Origin of the sequence: Seongchinamella unica (assembly GCF_004354085.1) — a bacterium.
GTDB classification, from domain to species: Bacteria; Pseudomonadota; Gammaproteobacteria; order Pseudomonadales; family Halieaceae; genus Halioglobus; species Halioglobus unicus.
Genome location: NZ_SMSE01000002.1, coordinates 465,936 through 486,727 on the forward strand (window position 1 = coordinate 465,936; position 20,792 = coordinate 486,727).

The following is a 20,792-nucleotide window of genomic DNA, read 5'->3' on the forward strand; positions in this document are numbered from 1 at the left end:
GGCGATTCAGGCCGGGTTGGGCAGGACATAGAGCTCCACCCGGCGGTTCTGTGCTCGCCCGGCGGCAGTGCCGTTATCGGCGATGGGCTGATCAAAACCCATACCCTGCACCAGCATGCGGCTACGGGCCACCTGCCGTGTTACCAGGTAATCGGCCACGCTGGCGGCGCGGCGCTCCGACAGCGACTGGTTGTACTGGCGGCTGCCGGTATTGTCGGTGTGACCGCTGACTCTAAGGGTGGTATCCCCGTATTTTGCCAGCACCTGGCCGACAGAGTTGAGTACCGGATAAAAGCTGCCGCGCAGATTGTAGGAATCGGTTTCAAAGGTGATGTTGCCGGGCATGATCAGGCGGATGTTGTCCCCCTCACGAACGACCTGTACGCCGGTACCCTGGAGCTCTTCCCGCAGCTTTGCTTCCTGTACGTCCATATAGGCACCGACGCCGGCGCCGACGATGCCGCACCCCAGGGCCGCATTGCGCGCGTGCTTGCCGGAGTCTATCGCGCCTACCAGGCCGCAGACCGCAGCCGCGCCGGCACCATAGGTAGCGGCTTTGCTGGCCTGTTGGTCGCCGGTGTAGGGGTTGGTGGTACAGGCCGCGAGCACAGTTGCAGCGGTAATCGCGGTAAGGGGTAATAATGAGCGCATCGAATGGATTCTCCTGGTGGTTCGCTTGTTCGACAGTGTTTCGCTGTTGTTGTTCTGTAAATGATTGTTAAAAATAATAACGCTTTCACACTGGTGTATTGAAAGGCATTTCTGTAGTTTTGTGGTGATTGTAACCCTTTCGGAACTATCAATGGATCCCCTCACTCAAGGCACCCTGGGCGCAGCGCTACCCCAGGCGACTGCTGATCGACGGCTCGCGGGCAGTGCCGCACTGCTTGGCTTTTTAGCCGGCATGGCACCGGATCTCGATGTGCTGATTCGTTCGCCATCGGATCCACTGCTGTTTCTGGAGTATCACCGGCACTTTACCCACGCGCTGATTTTCATTCCTTTCGGAGGGGCGATTTGTGCGCTGGTATTACATGTTCTGCTTGGCCGGCGCCGGGGGCTGTCCCTGGGGCAAAGCTGGTTGTTCTGTACTTTGGGTTACGGGACCCACGCGGTGCTGGACGCCTGTACCACCTATGGCACCATGCTGCTCTGGCCATTCAGTGACGAACGCTTTGCCTGGAACACGATCTCGGTGATCGATCCTCTTTTCACCCTGCCGCTGCTGCTGGCGGTGGTGCTGGCTGCGATCTGGCGCAAGCCGGTGCTGGCTCGTTACGGTCTGGCGTGGGCCGTGCTCTACATGGGCCTCGGGCTGGTGCAGCGGGACGCGGCAGTGGCGATGGGCTACGAACTGGCGGCAGAGCGTGGTCACCAGCCCCTGAGACTGGAGGCGAAGCCCAGTTTTGCCAATATCCTGCTGTGGAAAACCGTGTATGAGACCGAAGACCGGTATTACGTGGACGCGGTGCGGGCCACCGTCAGGCCCCGGGTTTACGCTGGCAGTTCGGTGGAGAAACTGGTGCTGGACAGGGACATGCCCTGGCTGGACCCGCAGTCCCAGCAGGCCCGGGATGTGGAGCGCTTCCGCTGGTTCAGTAACGGCTACATCGCCAGGGACCCGGTCTATAGCAACCGGGTAATTGATATACGCTATTCCCTGTTGCCCAACCAGATTGACCCCCTGTGGAGTATCGAGCTCAAGCCCGGCGCAGCGCCCCGCGACCACGTGCTTTATCGCACTCACAGGGAAGGCGGCCGGGAGCGGGTGCCGATGATGTGGGATATGATTACCGGCCGCTGAACACCTCGCCGGCTGCTGCCAGCGCGGCACCGCGATTAAGGTCCACTCCCTGGGCGGCCAGCACGGCCTCCAGAGCGGTCAGGCAGGCCAGTACGTTGCGTTCGTTGCTGGCAAAGCCCATCAGGCCGATGCGCCAGGTTTTACCGGCCAGGGCGCCGAGCCCGGCGCCGATCTCCAGATTGAAATCATTGAGCAGGGTCGTGCGTACGCCGGCATCGTCCACGCCTTCCGGGATGTTGACTGCATTCAGTTGTGGCAGGCGGTAGGCCTCGGCCACCGCCATGGACAGGCCCATGGCTTCAAGACCGGCGACCAGGGCGCGATGATTGTGCAGGTGGCGGGCGAAAGCCGCCTCCAGTCCTTCTTCCTGCAGCATGACCAGTGACTCGTGAAGAGCGTAGAGGTCGTTCACCGGAGCGGTATGGTGGTAAGCTCGCTTGCTGCTGCCGCCCCAGTAGCCCATCACCAGCTTCATATCCAGGAACCAGCTTTGCACCTTGTGCTCGCGGCCCTGGATGCGTTCCACGGCGGCTGGGCTGAAGGTGACGGGAGAGATGCCCGGCACGCAGGAGAGACACTTCTGTGTGCCCGAGTAAACCGCGTCAGCTCCCCATTCATCGACCTTGAGCTCAATGCCCCCGAGGGAGGTGACCGCGTCGACAATCGACAGGGCGTTGTGCTCCCGGGCGAGGGCGCATAGGGCCTCCGCGTCCGAGCGCACGCCGGTGGACGTCTCGGCGTGAACGAAGGCCAGGAGAGAGGCATCGGGGTGATCGGCAAAGGCCTGGGCTACCTTGTCCAGGCTGACCGGGTGCCCCCACTCGTCCTGCACCATGATGGCGGTGGCACCACAGCGCTCGACGTTTTCCTGCATCCGGCCGCCAAAGACGCCGTTCTGGCAGACGATGACCTTGTCGCCGGGGCTGACCAGATTGACAAAACAGGCCTCCATGCCCGCGGAACCCGGAGCGGAAACCGGCAGGGTGAGTGCATTCTCGGTCTGGAACGCGTATTGCAACAGGCCCTTTATCTCGTCCATCAGCTGCACGAACAGGGGATCCAGGTGGCCGATCGTGGGGCGCGACAGGGCGCCCAGAACCCGGGCTGAAACGTCGGATGGCCCGGGGCCCATCAGGGTCCGGTGGGGTGGGAAAAAGCTGCTGGTCATGGTCTTGCTTCCAGTGGATACGTACGAGGACGCAACCCTAGCAGGTTTCACGCTGCAGCTTAAGTCACGGGGAGAAATAGCGCCCATTGACCCGGCCTATGGGCAGGGGCGGGAAAGGCGGCCTGACACGGTTGAGCAGCGGCTGAATCCGTGGTTCACTTGCTCCCCCCGAATCATAATTTTAAGAGGATCGAGCCTTGAACAGACCAGGTATAGAACCCAATTTCGCTGGCGTCATGCTGCGCCGCGCTGAACTCAACCCGGAGCGCAAGGCCCTCGTATTCGAGGGGCAGGAGCTGCGCTACCGGGAATTTGCTGACCGGGTGCGACGCCAGGCACAAATGCTGCGTGACAAGGGGGTTTGCATCGGAGACAGGGTGGGTTACCTCGGCTTCAACCACCCGGCGCTGCTGGAAACCCTGTTTGCCGCGCAGACCCTGGGCGCTATTTTTGTACCGCTGAACTTTCGCCTGACCGCTGAAGAGCTGACGTTCATTATCAACGACGCCGGTATCCACAGCCTTGTCGTCGATGACGCTCTGCGACCGGTGATTGAACCGGCGCGTGACAATCTCTGCTGCCGCCACCTGTTCAGCTCGGAAAGTGAGGCCGAGGGCTGGCTGCATCTGGACAGCGAGCGCGCGGCGGCAGAGCCCATTGCCGGTGCCGTGTCCGTAGACCAGCATGACCTTGCCGTCATCATGTATACCTCGGGCACTACTGGTCTGCCCAAGGGGGCCATGCTCACCCACGGTAATCTGCTGTGGAACAACATCAATGCCAGCATGGCCTTCGGCGGTACCCGCGAGGACGTGGTTTTGACCGCGGCACCGCTGTTCCACATTGGCGGTCTCAATGTCATGACCCTGCATGCCTTCCATCTGGGGGCCTCAGTGGTTCTGATGCGTAACTTCGAGCCGGCCGAGGTGCTGGAGAATTTCGAGAAGTACAGCGTGACCCATATGTTCGGCGCGCCGGCCATGTTCCTGTTTGTGTCCCAGCAACCGAAGTTTGCCGAGACCGACCTGAGTTCGATCCAGACCCTGATTTGCGGGGCGGCGCCTGTTCCCGAGTCGCTGATCGAATTGTGGGGTGCTCGCGGCGTCTCTTTCTGCCAGGGTTATGGACTGACCGAGACCGCGCCGTTTTCCGCCTTCCTGACGCCGGAATGGGCAGTGAGCAAACTGGGCTCCGCAGGCCAGGCCCCGATTTTCAGCGATACCCGAATCGTCGATTCTGAAAACCAGCCGTTGCCTCCGGGTGAGCGCGGTGAAATCTGCCTGCGTGGTCCCAACATCATGAAGGGGTACTGGAATCGTCCAGACGCCACTGCCGATGCGATTGACCGCGAGGGCTGGTTCCACTCCGGTGATATCGGCTACCTGGATGAGGACGGTTTCCTGTTTATCTGTGACCGGCTGAAAGACATGGTGATTTCGGGGGGTGAAAACGTTTACCCCGCGGAGGTGGAAGGCGTGCTCTACAAACACGACGCCATCTCGGAAGTGGCGGTGATTGGCACCCCCGACGAGAAGTGGGGGGAGGCGGTGACTGCCGTGGTAGCGCTCCATGAGGGACAGACCCTGACCCTGGAAGAGCTGCGCGAATTTGCCCAACCACACCTGGCCCGCTACAAGCTGCCCCTGCGCCTGGAAATCGTCGACGCGCTGCCGAGGAATCCTGCGGGCAAGGTGCTGAAGTTTGTGCTCAAGGAGCAAATCGTCGGCTGAAGGGAAATGCGGGAGCCTGGCTCCCGCGACGGTTCAGTCCTCCTCGGACGCCTCCACGTGGGCCTGGGCGGCGGCCATGCGGGCGATCGGCACCCGGTACGGACTGCATGACACGTAGTCCAGTCCGAGGTTGTGGCAGAAACGAATCGACCGCGGGTCACCGCCGTGTTCGCCGCAAATGCCGTACTTGATGCCTTTCTTCACCCTGCGGCTTTCCTGCACGGCCATCTCCATCAAGCGCCCGACCGCACGCTGGTCCAGACTGACAAACGGGTCTGAGTCGACGATTTTCTTCTCGATGTAGCTGGGAATGAACTTGCCCACATCATCGCGGGAGAAACCGTAAGTCATCTGGGTGAGATCGTTGGTCCCGAAGCTCATGAACTCCACTTCCGGCGCCAGACGATCGGCGCCCAGCGTGGCACGCGGGGTTTCCATCATCGTGCCTACCTTGTAGGGCACTGAAACCTGCCGCTCGCGCAACACTTCCTGTACACCGCGGTCGATGATTTCGGTGATCAGGCGAATCTCACGCACGTTCACCACCAGTGGAATCATGATTTCAGGCATGGGCTTAATCCCCTGTTCCACTGCGTCCACAGCAGCGGTCATGATCGCCTTGACCTGCATTTCGGTGATCTCGGGATAAACGATGGAGAGGCGACAACCGCGAAAGCCGAGCATGGGATTGACCTCGGACAGACCCTCGGTAATTTCGCGGATTTTTTCCAGCGGTTTGCCCACAGCGTCAGCCAGCGCCTGCATCTCATGCTCTTCATGAGGCAGGAACTCGTGCAGGGGCGGGTCAAGCAGGCGTATCGTCACCGGCAACCCGTCCATCGCCCTGAACAGCTCCAGCATGTCCTGGCGCTGGAACTCGAGCAGTTCATCGAGGTATTGCTGTCGCTCCTCTTTTGACTCCGAGAGAATCATTGCGCGCATTTTCTCGATGCGCGTGGCCTCGAAAAACATATGCTCGGTGCGGCAAAGGCCGATGCCTTCGGCGCCCAGTTCCCTGGCCTTGGCGGCATCCTCCGGCGTTTCTGCATTGGCGCGCACCTTGAGCCGACGGTGCTTGTCGGCCCAGCTCAGCAGAGTCTGGAAGTCGTCGGAGGAACTGGCCTCGATTTTCGGAATGTCACCGAGCATTACCTCCCCGGAGGTGCCGTCCAGGGTGATGGTGTCACCGCGCTTGAGGACGACGCCGTCGTCAGTGTGCGCGCTGCCATCGGCGTAGTTGATACTCAAGGTGCCACACCCGGTAATGGCGCAGACACCCATCCCCCGGGCCACTACCGCCGCGTGGGAGGTCATGCCACCCAGTTCGGTGAGGATCCCGGCGGCAACTTTCATGCCGTGAATATCCTCGGGGGTGGTCTCCCGGCGAACCAGGATGACAGAGCGCCCCTGGCTGGCGACTTCCTCGGCCTCCTCGGCGGAGAATACGATCTCCCCGGTGGCGCCACCGGGGCTGGCCGGCAGGCCGGTGGCGACGATGTCTGTTTTCGCCTGTGGATCTACCGTCGGGTGCAGAAATGCCTCGACATGTTCCGGAGAGACCCGCATCAGCGCCTCTTTCTCGTTGATCAGACCCTCGCCAACCATGTCCACGGCAATTTTGACCGCGGCCCGGCCGGTGCGCTTGCCACTGCGGGTTTGCAGCATGTAGAAGCGCCCTTCCTGGACAGTAAATTCCAGGTCCTGCATATCGCGATAATGCTTCTCCAGCAGCGCCTGGGTTTTGTATAACTCCTCGTAGACGTCCGGCTGTCGCTCCTTCAGGGCGTCCACCGGCAGCGGGGTGCGAATGCCGGCGACCACGTCTTCGCCGGCCGCGTTGAACAGGAATTCGCCAAAGAACATTTTCTCGCCGGTTGACGGATTGCGGGTGAAAGCCACACCCGAGCCCGAGTCGTCGCCAAAGTTGCCAAACACCATCGCCTGCACATTCACGGCAGTGCCGAGGGTGTCGGCGATATTGTTCATTTCGCGATAGATGATGGCCCGGGGGGTATGCCAGGACTGGAATACGGCTTCCACCGCCATTTTCAGCTGTTGGAAAGGATCTTCGGGGAAGTCGACCAGGGTTTTGTAGATGGAGATAACTTCCTGCCAGTCTTCCGCGGACATGTCGACATCGAAGGTTTTGCCGTGGGCTTGCTTGTATTTTTCAATTTCGTGCTCGAACTTTTCCCCCGGCACACCCATGACCACATCGGCGAACATGGAAATAAAACGGCGGTAACTGTCGTAGGCAAACCGGGGGTTATTGGTTTTGACGGCGAGGCCGGCGGCAATCTCATCGTTGAGGCCAAGGTTGAGAATGGTGTTCATCATGCCGGGCATCGATACCGGTGCTCCGGATCTCACTGAGAACAGCAGGGGGTTTTCCGGATCGCCAAAGCGAGCCCCCATTTTTTTCTCGACCAGGTCCAGGGCTACGCGATACTCCTGCTCCAGCAGGGAAGGTAGTTTGTTCCCGGCCTGAAAATACTCCCGGCAGGTCGCGGTGGTGATGACGAAGCCAAAGGGAACAGGCAGGCCCATGGATGTCATTTCGCAGAGGTTGGCGCCTTTGCCCCCCAGTAACTCGCGGTCGTCCTTGTTGCCCTCGCTGAAGAGGTAGACTCGTTTGGCCATAGTGTGTGTCTCGCGGTGGTTATGCTAACGGGTATTTTTAGTCGCGCAGTATACGTCAACTGCGCTCTGGGCACAGGTGGAATTGGCGCGCTGTTATAACCGGGCCAATATATCCAGCAGCCCTTCGATCTCTACCAACTCTGCCGTCGCCGGCACCATGAATAGTTCCTCGCAACCCGCGGCCCTGGCATTCTCCAGTGCCTCCAGTATGGCGTCGGGTGAACTTCGGTGAACGGACTCCGCCATCATGGTGGCAATCTCGGGGCCGGCGATGGCAAGGTATTCGTACACATAGTCGTAGAGTTTTCGCTGGCCATCATCAGCCAGCGTGTACCAGAAACCGCCCATACGGTAGGGCGCCTGTTCGCGGCCGGCGCGCTCCCAGGCCGCCTCAGCCATGGCGAAAGTCCGCTGTAGTTCGTCGGCCTCGCCGTTGCCGGACCAGGCGTAGAGGCCATCTGCCCAGCGGGCGCAGCGTTCTATGCTTTTTGGGCCCATGGCTCCAGCGAGCAACAGGGGCGGTTTCTCCCAGGTGGGGGAGGGGCCGATCGGGCCGCTGCCGGCAATAACTTCTTCGCCTGACCATACCTGCCTGAGCTGTTCCACCTGCCGGTCCATGCGCCCATAGCGTCCGTTGAAGCTGGCATCCACCGCCTGGTAATCCTTGTCCCGGCCACCGTATCCAAGGGCGATCTTGTTTACCCGGCCCGCCGAGAGAATGTCCAGCGTCGCCACCTCCTTGGCTACCCGGGTGGCGCTGTGCATCGGCAGTACGTAAAGAGTGGGCGTGATTTCAACCCGCTCGGTGGCCATTGCCGCCGCCGACAGCAGCACGCGCATATCGTAGGTCGGTCCATGCACCCGCTCGCCACAGGACAGGGCGTGGAAAGGCCCCTGGTCGATGGCGCGAAACCAGTCCAGATAATCATCCCGCGAGAGGCCCGCTTTCATGTAGGGCAGGCAAATACCGATTTTCATTATGCAGCTTCCTTTTTTGGCACGTATTCTGAGGTGACGAGCTTATCAGGACAGGAAGCGCAAATGAAAATCGACGGACCGTTTTATGCCCAGCTGGGTGAAGCCTCGGTGGAGGCCAGGCGGCTGCAGGACATCGGTTACGACGGCATATACAGCCTGGAAGGGAGCTGGGATCCGTTCTATCCACTGGTCCTGGCCGCCGAGCACGCCCCCGGCCTGGACCTGGCCACAGGTATTGCTGTTGCCTTTCCTCGCAACCCGATGCATCTGGCCTACCAGGCCTGGGACCTGCAAAAATTCTCATCGGGACACTTCTATCTCGGGCTGGGTTCACAGGTCAAGGCTCATATCGAAAAGCGCTTTGGCGTTGACTTTGATCCACCAGCGGCCCGCATGCGGGAGTATCTCCAGGCCCTCAAGGCGATTTTTGAGTGCTGGCAGAACGGGACCCCGCTGGACTTTCGGGGCAGGTTTTACCGACATACCCTGATGACGCCGATGTTTAATCCCGGGCCCAATCCCCACGGCATCCCTCCGGTGTTCCTGGGTGCGCTGGGTCCAAAGATGACGGAAGTGGCGGGGGAGGTGGCCGATGGCCTGATCGTGCACCCGTTTAACAGTATGCCGTTTCTGGAAAACAGGGCGCTGCCGGCGGTGCAGCGGGGGCTGGAAAAGGGCGGCCGCAGCCGCGAGGATTTTATTCTGCAGATCAATGCCATTGTGATCACCGGCGAAGATGACGAGGCCATGGAGGCCGCCACTCGCAGCGTCAGGGGCCTGCTTGGCTTTTACGCCTCCACGCCAGCCTATCGCCCACCCATGGAGGCGGTCGGTTATGGTGACCTCCAGCCGGAACTGAACAGGCTGTCCAAGGAGGGCCGCTGGGAGGCGCTGTCGGAATACATCGACGAGGACTTCCTGGAAGCCTTCACCACCCGGGGCAAACCAGCGGAGATCGCCGCCAGGCTGAAGGCGAGATACGGGGAATACGCCGACCGGCTGGCAATTTACGCACCCTATGCCGCGCCCGATGGTATGTGGAGGTCGATTGTCACCGAACTGAAGAATTAGGGTGTAAAGATAGGTGAATGCATACGGATTGGGCGCTTGTTCGGTTAAACTGTAGCCCTCTATGCGTTCTCATACTTCATACCTGTTGCGCCCCGGCGCGCTGCTCTGCGCGCTGGTGCTGTCTGCTTGTGGGTCCGCTCCCGATTCCCGGCCGGCGGGGCAAACCGCCGCGGCGGTGGATTTTTCCGGTGCCTGGGAGGTCGACTACAGCGAAAGTGAAAATATTCGTGATTCGTTCGACGTGCTGCTGCGGGAACTGCAGCGGCAGGCGGAGCGCCAGAACCGTAATATGCAGCAGGGGGGCGGCACGCTCTCGGTGGGCGCCAATAGCGGTAGCAGTCTGTACGCACTGGCGCGCATGGCGGAAATTGTCACCGAACCGCAACTGCTGGACATCTCCCAGAGCGATACCGACATTACCATCAAGCGCGAGGGTAGCTTTGCCCTGTACTGCGAATTTTTCCCCGGCAGGTTGCACCGGATAGCATCGCCCCTCGGCAACGAAGTGTGCGGCTGGGACAGCCACCAGCTGTTGTTCAATATCTCCCTGCCCGGGGGCCTGTCCATCTACCACCGACTGACCCTGGGGCCGCAGGGTGAACGCCTGCAGATTGCAACCACCCTGCGCTCGGACCAGGTGTCCTGGCCCTTCACGGTTGACCGTGTCTACCGCCGCTACGACCCTGCCAGTTCGGGCATACGGTGTAAACAGACCCTGACCCGGGGCCGGGTCTGTACCACGGAGCGACCGGCACCATGAGGTCGCTGCTGCTGTTACTGCTGTTATGCCTGGCCCTGCCGGCAACGGCCGCCGGGCCGCGCCTGCTCGATGTCGGCCTGGCTATCTTCGACCCCGGTATTCCCGAGGATGAATCCACCCACAGCGCACTGGAAATCTTCCCCCGCATTCGCCATGCCGAGGCAAAATACCTGCCGGTAACCCTGCGCCGTGAATTGGTCGACAGTGATCTATGGGGGGTGGTGCGAGTGATGCCTGAACTGGGGGTCTTGCCGGACGTCACCGTCCAGGGGCGCATAATCGAGTCCAATGGTCGCCAGCAGCGGATTCACGTGCTCGTCAGCGATGCCACGGGCCGTCGCTGGCTGGACCGGGAGTATACAGCGGTTTCATCGGAGGCTTCCCTGCAGGTGGGTGAACCCTATCGCCAGCTCTATGCCCAGGTGGCAGCGGACATGCTCAGCTACCGGCGTGGCCTCAATGAACGCCAGCTGCGGGAGATTCAGGGCGTCTCGTTGATGCGCTACGCCCAGAGCCTGTCCCCGGATGCCTTCGCCGGTTATCTCGGTCGTGACGAGGACGGGTACCAGCGCTTGCAGCGGCTGCCCGCGCAGGGCGACCCGATGATGGCCAGGGTGGAGCGAATTCGCAATCAGGAATACCTGTTTATCGACAACGTGGATGAGCAGTTCGGCGAATTGCATGATGAGATGGCCACAACCTACGCGCTCTGGCTGCAATACGACCGGGAACAAAAGCTGTTCCGCCAGGATTATGAACAACGCGCGGCGAACCGGGAAAAGCAGGGGCCCGAGGGCAGTTTCGCCGCCATGCAGCAGAGCTATTTTGCCTACCGCAATTTTCGCATTCAGGAGCAGGATCTCGATGAACTGGCGCTGGGCTTTAACAACGAAGTGGCGCCAACCATTGTGGAGACCAGCGGCCGGGTGTTTCGCCTCACCGGCACCCTTGAAAGCCAGTATACTGAGTGGCGGCAGATTCTCAGGCAGATATTTGCCATAGAGACCGGCCTGCCAACCGTTGACGGCCAGGGCAGTAATTTCTCCGCTCCGCTACAATAGGCTATCCTTAAGACATGTCACGAGAAGACCAAGACAATGCCTCCCTGCTGGATTCCCTGCGCCGCCTGAGCGGCCAGGTAGCCGGTGGTACCCTGGAGCTGGCCAAGAATACGGCCACCATGACCGCCATGTTCGGTGAAACCTGGTTGCGATCCACCGTGCTCAACCAGTTGGAGCCGGAGCGACTCGAAGCCATGGCCGAAGCCGGCCACTTCCTGCGCGATGCCCGGGAAACTGCCGGCCTTTCCATCAAGGAATTGTCGGAAAGCCTGGGCATCAAGGACAAGCAGGTACTGGAAGACATTGAGAGCGGGCAGACCATCATGCCCCTGGAGGCCATGCTGCGGGCGGCGTCACTGCTGGCCCGCCACGATCCCATTCCCTTTCTGATCAAATTCATGCGCACCTACAACCCGGCACTGGAGAAAACCCTGGAACAGCTGGGTGTGCTGACACTGCCGAAATACTACGAGCGGGAACGCCGTTTTATTAACCTCTACCGGCAACACGATTCGCTGCGTCAGTTCAGCGATGGTGAATACGACCGCTTTATCCAGTACATGCAGAGTTCCTGCAACCTGGTGCTGGATGTCATGGAGAAGGAAAAGACCGCTGCCGCCGCTGCGGTTGTCCCCAGGCGGCGTTCTGCCACCAGCAAGAGCCGCAGCGACAAGTCCGCGACCCGGAAAACCACGTCCACCAGAACGGCCGCCAAAAAGGCTGCACCAAAGAAAAAGGCCGCTCCCAAGCGTAAGCGCGCGCCTGCCGCCAAACGCAAAAAGGTATAAATCCATGAATGAAGGGGCAGCAGACCAGTGGTTTGCCGCCTGCCCGAGGGGTTTGGAAAACCTCCTGGCGGCGGAGCTGGAGAGCCTGGGCGCCGAGCGTACCCGGGAAACCGTGGCTGGTGTTTATTTTCATGGCCCAAACGCCATGGGCTATCGCGCCTGCCTCTGGTCGCGGCTGGCCAATCGCATACTCAGGCCGGTTGCCACCGTTGATGCCGGGGACGCCGACCAGTTGTACCAGCAGCTAAAAACCATTGACTGGGGCTCCCTGTTCTCCGTGACGCAAAGCTTCGCTATCGACTTTTCTGGCGAGAGCAGCAGCATTCGCAACACCCAGTTTGGCGCCCAGCGTAGCAAGGACGCCATTGTCGACTGGTTTTCCGACAGCTATGGCCGGCGTCCGAATGTCGAGCGCAGGCAGCCAGACATCCGCCTGAACATCCGCCTCAGCAAAGCCCGGGTTGTTGTGTCCATCGACTACTCCGGCGGCTCGCTGCACCAACGTGGTTATCGGCAGAAAGCCGGCGCGGCACCGCTGAAGGAGAACCTGGCGGCAGCGATTCTGCTGCGTGCCGACTGGCCCGGTATCGCTGCCCGGGGCGGTGCCCTGATCGATCCCATGTGTGGATCAGGCACGCTGTTATTGGAGGGGGCGATGATGGTTGCCGATATCGCTCCCGGACTGGGGCGCCGCCAGTTCGGCTTTGAACGCCTCAGGGATCATAATGACGCCCAATGGAAGGCCATTCTCGCGGACGCCAGGGGGCGCGCCGAACGCGGTAAATGCAGCCAGTTGCCGGAAATGCGCGGCTATGACGCGGACCCCCGGGTGATACGCAGGGCGCAGGAGAATATCGCCCGGGCAGGTTTGCAGCAGCACGTACGGGTCAGCTGTAAGCCGCTGGCTGAATTGCGCAAGCCCACCCATAAACCATTGCCCCACGGCCTGATCATCAGCAATCCTCCCTACGGCGAGCGTCTTGGGGAAAAGGAAAGTCTCAAATTCCTCTATCGCGAACTGGGGGAAATGATGGTCCGGGAATTCCCCGACTGGGAGGCGGCGCTGTTCACTTCTGACCTGGACCTGGGGCGGGCCACCGGCCTGCGCAGCCACAAGCGTTATACCCTGTTCAATGGCGCCCTGGAAACGCACCTGCTGTTGTTCCATCTGCAGGGTAATCGGCTGCGGGACATCGCTCCCGGCAACGGGCAGGCGAGGGATGCCGAAGCGCCTCGCGGTGAATTGAGCGAGGGAGCGAGGATGTTTGCCAATCGCGTTCGCAAGAACCGCAGGCGCCTGTCCTCATGGCTCAAACGCGAAGGCATTGAGTGCTATCGGCTGTACGATGCTGACATGCCCGAGTACGCGGTGGCGGTTGATGTCTACGGCGACGCCGCACATGTCGCCGAGTACCAGGCGCCCAAGGGCGTTGATCCTGACGCGGCAGACCGGAGGCTCGCTGAGGTGCAGGCTGCGCTGCCCGAGGCCCTCGGGGTAGCGCCCGATGCCATTGCCTACAAGCAACGGCGAAGGCAGCGGGGCGCCTCGCAATACGAAAAACAGGCCAGCAAGGGAGAGTATCTCAGCGTTCGCGAGGGACAGGCCAAACTGCTGGTAAACCTGTGGGACTATCTCGATACGGGCCTGTTCCTCGATCACCGCCCGCTGCGCCGGAAAATTGCGAGTGAGGCGCGCAACAAGGATTTTCTCAACCTTTTCTGCTATACCGGCAGCGCCACCGTGCATGCGGCCATGGCGGGTGCCAAATCAACTACCAGTGTCGATCTGTCCAATACCTATCTCGGGTGGTTGCGCAAGAACCTGGCGCACAACGGACTGGCGGAAACCCGGCACCAGCTGGTGCGGGCGAATTGCCTCGACTGGTTGCAACAGGACAGGGGGATGTACGACCTCATTCTGCTTGATCCTCCATCGTTCTCCAATTCGAAGCGCATGGACGACAGTTTCGATGTCCAGCGCGACCACCCCGAACTGGTACGCGCGGCCATGGCCCGGTTGCGCAGCGACGGGGTGCTTTACTTTTCCAATAACCGCCGGGGATTCAAGCTTGATCCCGCCATTGAGCAACAGTTCAACTGCCAGGAGATTACCCGCAGCACCCTGGATCCGGATTTTCAACGCAACCCGAAAGTGCATTGCTGCTGGCGGCTGACCCATCGCTAACCCCACATTGCGCACCCTGCCAAATTAGGAAACTAGTGAGAATTAGCGGCTTTGCGCGTGAGTGATTGCAAACCTGTGACAGCGAACTATATCCACAAAGACGGAAATGGTCCTGTATTTACAGTGTATTTCCAGTGTGGCCCCGGAAATACGCTATAAAAAATTTGTAAGTGATTGATTCTTTGCCTAAAAAGACCTTGCTGGTGTCTGTGCACCCATGGGGTGCCAGTACCAAACTGCAACCGTCCCAGCCGGGAGAATAGTCAGCTGTCCCCAAAGTTATCCACAGGCAGGACTGTGGATAACTACTCCGGGTCAGCCAGTTTGAGCAGCTGTTTGCCCTGGTTTTCGCCCCTGAATAGACGCTGCAGCGTGGCCGGAATATTGTCGAAGCCCTCCTGGATATCCTCCCGCCAGGCGATCTTGCCATCCATGACCCAGTTGGCGATGTCGCCGTATGCCTCATCTGCCCGGTCCAGGTAGTCAAGCACGATAAACCCCTGCATTCGAATCCGACGCGCGACCAGCAGCATCAGGTTACCAGGCCCTGGTGCTCGTTCACGGTTGTTGTATTGGCTGATAGCCCCGCACAGCACGATCCGGCCGAAGTCGGCCATGTGATCTATCCCGGCCTCCAGGGTTTCACCCCCCACATTGTCGAAAAATACGTTGACGTCGTCCGGGCAAAGCTCAGCGAGACGGGCCGAGACGTCGTCGTGCTTGTAGTCGATGACCCCGTCGACACCGCAGGCATCCGTCAGCCACTGGCACTTTTCACTGCCGCCGGCGATGCCAATCACCCGGCACCCCTTGAGCTTGGCAATCTGGGCGACAACGGAGCCGGTGGCGCCAGCAGCGCCGGACACCAGAACCGTGTCTCCCTGCTTTGGCTGGCCCACGTCGAGCAGGCCGAAGTAGGCAGTCAGGCTGGTGGTGCCGAACACGCTGAGCGCCATGTTGGGAGGGATGCCTTGCGGGAGCGGGCGTGGCGGTACCAGGCTGTCTGCGCCGGCAATGGAGTATTCCTGCCAGTTGAGCAAACCCTGGACCAGGGTGCCTGCTGGAAGCGCCGGGTTGTTGGACACAACCACCTGACCCACGCCGCTGGCGCGCATGGGTTCGCCAAGCCCGACAGGGGGCAGGTAGCTGCGCTCGTCATTGATCCAGCCGCGCATGGCGGGGTCGAACCCGAGCATCAGGGTTTTGATCAGTACTTCCCCGGCACCAGGGTCTGGAGAGGGCATGGGCGATTCCACCCGTTCAAAGTGCTCCGGGCCGACCATGCCGGTGGGCCTTTCCTTTAACAACCATTGCCGATTAGTGTCCGCCATATGAACGCTTCCCTGTAAAATTGACAGGGCGCATTACACCACAGATAGTCCGGGCGGACAGCAGGGGCGTGGCATCGAGGCCCGGCCTGTGTTCAAATTCCCCCGGCCTCGACGATGGAACCTGGCGGACATGACTTCATTGCTGATCGTTTACCATAGCCAGAGCGGCAGTTGTGCCGCCCTGGCCCGGGCAGCCGCTGAGGGCGCAGCCGCGGAAGCGGAGGTGCGGGTTCGCCTGCGGCGGGCCTGCGATGCCGGGGTTGAGGAGGTTGCTGCGGCCGGCGGGTTATTACTGGTGGCGGCCGAGAACAGCGGCGCTCTGAGCGGTGGGGCCAAGGAGTTCCTGGACCGGGTGTTTTATCCGGCGATAGATCGTGAGCTGGTGTTGCCCTATGCGCTGATCGTCAGCGCCGGTAACGACGGCCGCGGTGCGGTGCAGCAGGCCGAGCGCATCTTTCGTGGTATTCCCTTCAAGGTGGCGAATCCGCCGCAAATTTTTCGCGGCGAGCCAGGAGACAGGGAGTTGGCTGCTGCAGGCGATATCGGGCAGGCACTGGCAGCCGGACTGGGTATGGGTATTTTTTAGGATGGACGATGGCACAGCAGCCGATTGAAGAAGTACCAGATGGCTTTGAACTGATACCCGATGGACTTGGGTTTACCGACAACCTTGCGCCCTGTTACCGTCGCGTACGCGATGATGAACTGGTGTTTGGCCTGCTGGTGCAGGCCCAGCACTCGAATTCGATGGGCATCTGCCACGGCGGGGCCCTGATGACCCTGGCCGACATCGCCGCGGCCTCCTGGGCCAACCGGGCGCGGGCTGTGGTCGCCGGTGCGCCGACCATCAATCTCAGCATGGACTTCATGGCGGCAGGGCGGCGGGGGCAGTGGCTCGAAGCTCGCTGCGAAGGGGTGACTATCAAGCGCCTGTTCGGTTTCTCCCGCGGTGTCATCGTCAGCCGTCGCGGACTGGTCGCCAGGTTTAACGCCACCTTTTATTTCCCTGATCATCCGGGACTGTCCCAGGATGGTGTTCCCAACCCCGGTGTATTGCGCGGGCTGATCGAGGACGAAGATCAGTCACCCAGAGATTGAACCGCCTCGATAAATGCGCGGGCGGCGCGTGAAAGACTGCGCCCCCGGTGATACACCAGCCCCAGGGTGCGCTCAATTTTTACCTCCGGTATGTCGATGATGGCGAGGGAGTCGTCGCGCATACTGCGTGGCAGTATGGTCCAGCCGAGTCCCACCGAAGCCATCATACGGATGGTCTCCAGGTAGTTGGTCACCAGCGATACCTGCAATTTCAGACTGTGTTCATCGAACAGACGCTTGATGATCTGTCCAGTGTAGGTGTTCAGGCCGGGCAGGATTGCCGGGTGACGACTCAGTGAAACCAGGCTCGGACGGCCACCTTCGCGCAATACATCGTGGTCGCGGGCAATCATAAAATCCAGCGGATCATGCCAAACCGGTATCGATATCACGCTGGCCTCTTCCTTCGGCGCAAGGGTTACCACCGCCAGTTCCACCTTGCCCTGCACGATCAACTCGTAGGCCTGCTCCGAGTCCATGAAGTCGATGTCGATGTTCACCGCGGGATAGGCGCGGCTGAAACTGGAGAGCACCGGTGGCAGGCGATGCAGGCCGATATGGTGGCTGGTCGCCAGCAGCAGATGTCCCGCGACGTCACCGGCCAGGTCGCGCACCGAGCGTTCTGCCTGACTCAGTTCCTGTTGCACGGCCTTGGCGTGGGGAAGCAGCGCCTGTCCCGCTTCGGTGAGGCTGATAACCCGGCCAATGCGGTCGAACAGTTCTGTTCCCAGCTGGTCCTCCAGCAGGGCAACACGTTTACTCACCGCCGGCTGGGTCAGGTGCAGTTTTTCCGCGGCCAGGGAAAAGGAACCGGCCTCGGCCACCAGCAGGAAGGCATTGAGATTCTGGATATCCATAAGTATTCCTGTTTGGAATGCAATAGATAAAAATAATAAATTTGAGTAATTCAATATGCAAGCGCATAATTTGCCCCTGTAGTAGCTCCCATGCACGAGGCAAACATGTCCGCAAAAACCCTGTACGACAAACTGTGGCAGAACCACCTGGTGGAACAGCGCGAGGACGGCAGCGCACTGATTTATATCGATCGCCACCTGATTCATGAAGTGACCTCGCCGCAGGCTTTTGAAGGCCTGCGCCTGGCGGGACGCCAGCCCTGGCGTCGCGACGCCAACCTGGCGGTGCCTGACCACAACGTGCCCACCGAATCCGCGGAACGGGCAGGCGGTGTCGCCGCGATTGCCGATCCGGTGTCGCGCCTGCAGGTGCAGACCCTCGATGAGAACTGCGCGGACTTCGACCTGGTCAAGTTTGACATCAACGACGTGCGCCAGGGCATTGTCCACGTGGTAGGTCCGGAGCAGGGAGCGACGCTGCCGGGAATGACGGTAGTGTGTGGTGACTCCCATACCTCTACCCATGGCGCGCTGGGAGCCCTGGCCCACGGTATCGGCACCTCGGAAGTGGAGCATGTACTGGCGACCCAGACCCTGATCCAGCAGAAGATGCGCAACATGCTGGTGCGCATTGACGGCAGGCTGCAACCCGGTGTCACCGCCAAGGACGTGGTTCTGGCCGTGATCGGCAAGATTGGCACCGCTGGCGGCACGGGTTACGCCATTGAGTTTGGTGGCCAGGTGATTCGCGATATGTCCATGGAAGGGCGGATGACGGTCTGTAACATGTCGATCGAGGCCGGCGCCCGCATGGGTATGGTCGCTGTCGACGACACAACCCTGGAGTACGTCAAAGGCCGTGCTTACGCTCCCAGTGGGAAAATGTGGGAGCAGGCGGAGGCAGCCTGGCGCGACCTGCACTCGGACGAAGGCGCCCATTTCGACGCCATCGTGGAGCTGAGGGGCGAGGACATCAAGCCGCAGGTCACCTGGGGTACATCACCGGAAATGGTGCTGCCGATCGACGGCTACCTGCCTGAACCGGACAGCATCGAGGATAGCTCTCGCAAGGCCGCCGTGACCCGGGCGCTGGAATACATGGGTCTGGCAGCCGGTTCGGCAATCACCGATATCCGCCCCGACCGGGTATTCATCGGATCCTGCACGAACTCGCGTATCGAGGACCTGCGGGAGGCGGCCGCCGTGGTCAAGGGCAAAAAGGTGGCTGACAGTATCAAGCAGGCGCTGGTGGTGCCCGGCTCCGGAGAGGTCAAGAAGCAGGCGGAAGCCGAGGGCCTGGACCAGGTATTCATCGAGGCCGGCATGGAATGGCGCGAACCAGGCTGCTCCATGTGTCTGGCAATGAACGCCGACAAGCTGGGGCCGGGCGAGCATTGCGCGTCCACCTCGAACCGCAACTTTGAAGGCCGCCAGGGCATTGGTGGTCGTACCCACCTGGTTAGTCCGGCGATGGCCGCCGCCGCTGCGGTAGCAGGGCATTTTGTCGACGTGCGCGACTGGTAGGAGATAGACAATGAAAGCATTTACAGTAGAGACAGGACTTGTCGCGCCGATGGATCGGGCCAACGTCGACACGGACCTGATCATTCCCAAGCAGTTTCTCAAGTCAATCAAGCGTTCCGGGTTCGGCCCCAACCTGTTCGACGAACTGCGCTATCTCGACGAGGGCCAGCCGGGAGAGGACTGCAGCCAGCGGCCGCTGAACACCGAGTTCCCGCTGAATTTTCCCCGCTACCAGGGCGCATCCATACTGCTGGCGCGGGAGAACTTCGGCTGTGGCTCCAGTCGTGAACACGCACCCTGGGCACTGGAGGATTACGGCTTTCGCTGTGTGATAGCGCCCAGCTTTGCCGATATTTTCTACAATAACTGTTTCAAGAATGGTGTGTTGCCCATCGCCCTGGACGGGGCAACCGTCTCCCGCCTGTTCGACGAAATGTATGCCAGCGAAGGCTATCAGCTGACGGTAGACCTCAGGCAACAGAAAGTGGTGACCCCCTCCGGTGAGGAGATTCCGTTTGAGGTGGACGAATTCCGTCGCCACTGCCTGTTGGAGGGGCTCGATGATATCGGCCTGACCCTCAAAAGTGCGGACGCTATTCGCAGCTATGAACAGAAAATGCGCCAGCAGTCCCCCTGGCTGTTCGACGTGATCAAGTGAATCATTCTGCCGCCTGAGCCGGCGGTAACGACGAGAAGAGATTATGAGCAAGAAGGTACTGGTGCTTCCCGGCGACTATATAGGCCCGGAAATCATGGCCGAAGCGGTAAAAGTGCTGGATGCGGCTAACGCGCGTTTTGGCCTGGGTATCGAACTGGAATACGGATTGCTGGGCGGCGCAGCGCTGGATGAATGCGGTGTGCCACTGCCCGACGAAACCCTGGCCCGTGCGCGTGAGGTCGACGCGATTCTGCTGGGCGCCGTCGGCGGTCCCAAATGGGACGGTGTCGAGCGCCACCTGCGCCCCGAGCGCGGGCTGCTGGCGATTCGCTCGGAGCTGCAACTGTTCGGTAATCTGCGCCCGGCCATTCTGTATCCGCAACTGGCGGGGGCCTCCAGCCTCAAACCCGAAATAGTGGCGGGGCTCGATATTCTGATTGTGCGCGAATTGACCGGCGGCATCTACTTCGGTGAGCCCCGAGGCATTCGCACCCTGGAGAACGGCGAGCGCGAGGGCTATAACACCTATAAATACAGCGAATCGGAAGTACGTCGTATTGCCCATCTCGCTTTCGACCTTGCTCGCAAGCGCGATAGTCGGGTGTGCAGTGTCGATAAATCCAACGTGCTGGAAGCGACAGTACTGTGGCGCGAGGTCATGGAAGAGGTGGCCACGGAATACCCTGATGTAGAGCTGAGCCACATCTATGTGGACAACGCGGCGATGCAGCTGGTGATGAATCCGAAGCAGTTTGACGTGATGGTGACCGGTAATATGTTTGGCGACATTTTGTCCGATGCCGCGGCCATGCTCACCGGCTCCATCGGCATGTTGCCCTCGGCCTCCCTGGACCAGGCCGGTCGGGGCATGTACGAACCCTGCCACGGCAGTGCCCCGGATATCGCGGGACAGGGCAAGGCCAATCCGCTGGCGACCATTCTTTCGGTCGCCATGATGCTGCGCTACACCCTGGCCAGCCCCGAGGCCGCAGCGGCCATAGAAGACGCGGTGAGTGCGGTTCTGGACCAGGGCCTGCGGACCCCGGATATTCACAGCGAAGGCACTACCGTGGTGAGCACCACGGAGATGGGCGACGCGGTGCTGGCGGCTGTTCAGGCGGCCTGAAAGAGATAGTTTA

18 protein-coding genes are annotated in these 20,792 nt (G+C 60.7%); 12 read left to right on the forward strand and 6 right to left on the reverse strand.

The features are described from left to right. Positions 1-6 precede the first annotated feature (6 nt). Positions 7-651 carry a YiaD family glycine zipper/OmpA-like lipoprotein gene (locus E2F43_RS09180; protein WP_133211895.1) on the reverse strand — a complete coding sequence of 215 codons (645 nt, stop codon included), beginning with the start codon at positions 649-651 and terminating at the stop codon, positions 7-9. Positions 652-802: 151 nt separating this feature from the next. Here E2F43_RS09180 and E2F43_RS09185 point away from each other — a divergent pair, with 151 nt between their 5' ends. Continuing rightward, entirely contained in the window at positions 803-1,804 is a 1,002-nt protein-coding gene (locus E2F43_RS09185; protein WP_133211897.1) for a metal-dependent hydrolase, read from the forward strand. Here E2F43_RS09185 and E2F43_RS09190 read toward each other — a convergent pair. Continuing rightward, positions 1,791-2,972, reverse strand: a complete 1,182-nt coding sequence (locus E2F43_RS09190; protein WP_133211899.1) for a pyridoxal-phosphate-dependent aminotransferase family protein — start codon at positions 2,970-2,972, stop codon at positions 1,791-1,793. The two genes, E2F43_RS09185 and E2F43_RS09190, sit on opposite strands and share 14 nt — an antisense overlap. Positions 2,973-3,169: 197 nt before the next feature. On the opposite strand from E2F43_RS09190, the gene E2F43_RS09195 reads away from it, so the two are divergent. Further along, complete coding sequence (locus tag E2F43_RS09195) at positions 3,170-4,702, forward strand: acyl-CoA synthetase (protein ID WP_238946827.1); 1,533 nt, start codon at positions 3,170-3,172, stop codon at positions 4,700-4,702. A gap of 33 nt (positions 4,703-4,735) precedes the next feature. Here the strand turns inward: E2F43_RS09195 and ppdK are convergent, their stop codons facing one another. Beyond that, complete coding sequence (gene ppdK / locus E2F43_RS09200) at positions 4,736-7,342, reverse strand: pyruvate, phosphate dikinase (protein WP_133211901.1); 2,607 nt, start codon at positions 7,340-7,342, stop codon at positions 4,736-4,738. A gap of 93 nt (positions 7,343-7,435) precedes the next feature. Further along, positions 7,436-8,320, reverse strand: coding sequence for an LLM class flavin-dependent oxidoreductase (locus E2F43_RS09205; RefSeq protein WP_133211903.1), 885 nt, complete (start codon positions 8,318-8,320; stop codon positions 7,436-7,438). 63 nt (positions 8,321-8,383) lie between these two features. On the opposite strand from E2F43_RS09205, the gene E2F43_RS09210 reads away from it, so the two are divergent. The 5 genes from E2F43_RS09210 to rlmKL all read left to right on the forward strand — a co-directional run bounded on the left by E2F43_RS09210 (position 8,384) and on the right by rlmKL (position 14,185). Further along, entirely contained in the window at positions 8,384-9,391 is a 1,008-nt protein-coding gene (locus E2F43_RS09210; protein ID WP_133211905.1) for a TIGR03617 family F420-dependent LLM class oxidoreductase, read from the forward strand. 61 nt (positions 9,392-9,452) lie between these two features. After that, positions 9,453-10,151: a hypothetical protein gene (locus E2F43_RS09215; RefSeq protein WP_133211907.1), complete on the forward strand. Its 699-nt coding sequence runs from the start codon at positions 9,453-9,455 to the stop codon at positions 10,149-10,151. Then, the gene (locus E2F43_RS09220) at positions 10,148-11,212 is read left to right on the forward strand and encodes a hypothetical protein (RefSeq protein ID WP_133211909.1); all 1,065 of its coding nucleotides are present in this window, start codon (positions 10,148-10,150) and stop codon (positions 11,210-11,212) included. The genes E2F43_RS09215 and E2F43_RS09220 overlap by 4 nt, the downstream gene beginning before the upstream one ends. A gap of 14 nt (positions 11,213-11,226) precedes the next feature. Further along, the gene (locus E2F43_RS09225) at positions 11,227-12,000 is read left to right on the forward strand and encodes a helix-turn-helix domain-containing protein (protein WP_133211911.1); all 774 of its coding nucleotides are present in this window, start codon (positions 11,227-11,229) and stop codon (positions 11,998-12,000) included. A gap of 4 nt (positions 12,001-12,004) precedes the next feature. Next, positions 12,005-14,185, forward strand: coding sequence for a bifunctional 23S rRNA (guanine(2069)-N(7))-methyltransferase RlmK/23S rRNA (guanine(2445)-N(2))-methyltransferase RlmL (rlmKL, locus tag E2F43_RS09230; protein ID WP_133211913.1), 2,181 nt, complete (start codon positions 12,005-12,007; stop codon positions 14,183-14,185). Between the two features lie 305 nt (positions 14,186-14,490). On the opposite strand, the gene E2F43_RS09235 is transcribed toward rlmKL, so the two are convergent. Further along, the gene (locus E2F43_RS09235) at positions 14,491-15,516 is read right to left on the reverse strand and encodes an NADP-dependent oxidoreductase (protein ID WP_133211915.1); all 1,026 of its coding nucleotides are present in this window, start codon (positions 15,514-15,516) and stop codon (positions 14,491-14,493) included. Positions 15,517-15,646: 130 nt separating this feature from the next. Between E2F43_RS09235 and E2F43_RS09240 the strand changes: the two genes are divergently transcribed. Together E2F43_RS09240 and E2F43_RS09245 are read left to right on the forward strand one after the other, a co-directional pair. Next, positions 15,647-16,102: an NADPH-dependent FMN reductase family protein gene (locus tag E2F43_RS09240; protein WP_133211917.1), complete on the forward strand. Its 456-nt coding sequence runs from the start codon at positions 15,647-15,649 to the stop codon at positions 16,100-16,102. A gap of 8 nt (positions 16,103-16,110) precedes the next feature. Next, the gene (locus E2F43_RS09245; protein WP_133211919.1) at positions 16,111-16,614 is read left to right on the forward strand and encodes a PaaI family thioesterase; all 504 of its coding nucleotides are present in this window, start codon (positions 16,111-16,113) and stop codon (positions 16,612-16,614) included. Here E2F43_RS09245 and E2F43_RS09250 read toward each other — a convergent pair. Beyond that, on the reverse strand, positions 16,596-17,471 hold the full coding sequence (locus tag E2F43_RS09250; RefSeq protein ID WP_133211921.1) for a LysR family transcriptional regulator: 876 nt from the start codon (positions 17,469-17,471) through the stop codon (positions 16,596-16,598). The two genes, E2F43_RS09245 and E2F43_RS09250, sit on opposite strands and share 19 nt — an antisense overlap. Before the next feature lie 105 nt (positions 17,472-17,576). Here E2F43_RS09250 and leuC point away from each other — a divergent pair, with 105 nt between their 5' ends. The 3 genes from leuC to leuB are packed head-to-tail and all read left to right on the forward strand — an operon-like array spanning position 17,577 to position 20,779. After that, positions 17,577-18,995 (forward strand): 3-isopropylmalate dehydratase large subunit, encoded by a 1,419-nt coding sequence (leuC, locus tag E2F43_RS09255; protein ID WP_133211923.1) that lies wholly within the window; start codon positions 17,577-17,579, stop codon positions 18,993-18,995. 10 nt (positions 18,996-19,005) lie between these two features. After that, positions 19,006-19,653, forward strand: coding sequence for a 3-isopropylmalate dehydratase small subunit (gene leuD, locus E2F43_RS09260; protein ID WP_133211925.1), 648 nt, complete (start codon positions 19,006-19,008; stop codon positions 19,651-19,653). 43 nt (positions 19,654-19,696) lie between these two features. Then, a complete protein-coding gene (gene leuB / locus E2F43_RS09265) occupies positions 19,697-20,779 on the forward strand; it encodes a 3-isopropylmalate dehydrogenase (RefSeq protein WP_133211927.1) in 1,083 nt (360 codons plus the stop codon). Positions 20,780-20,792 lie beyond the last annotated feature (13 nt).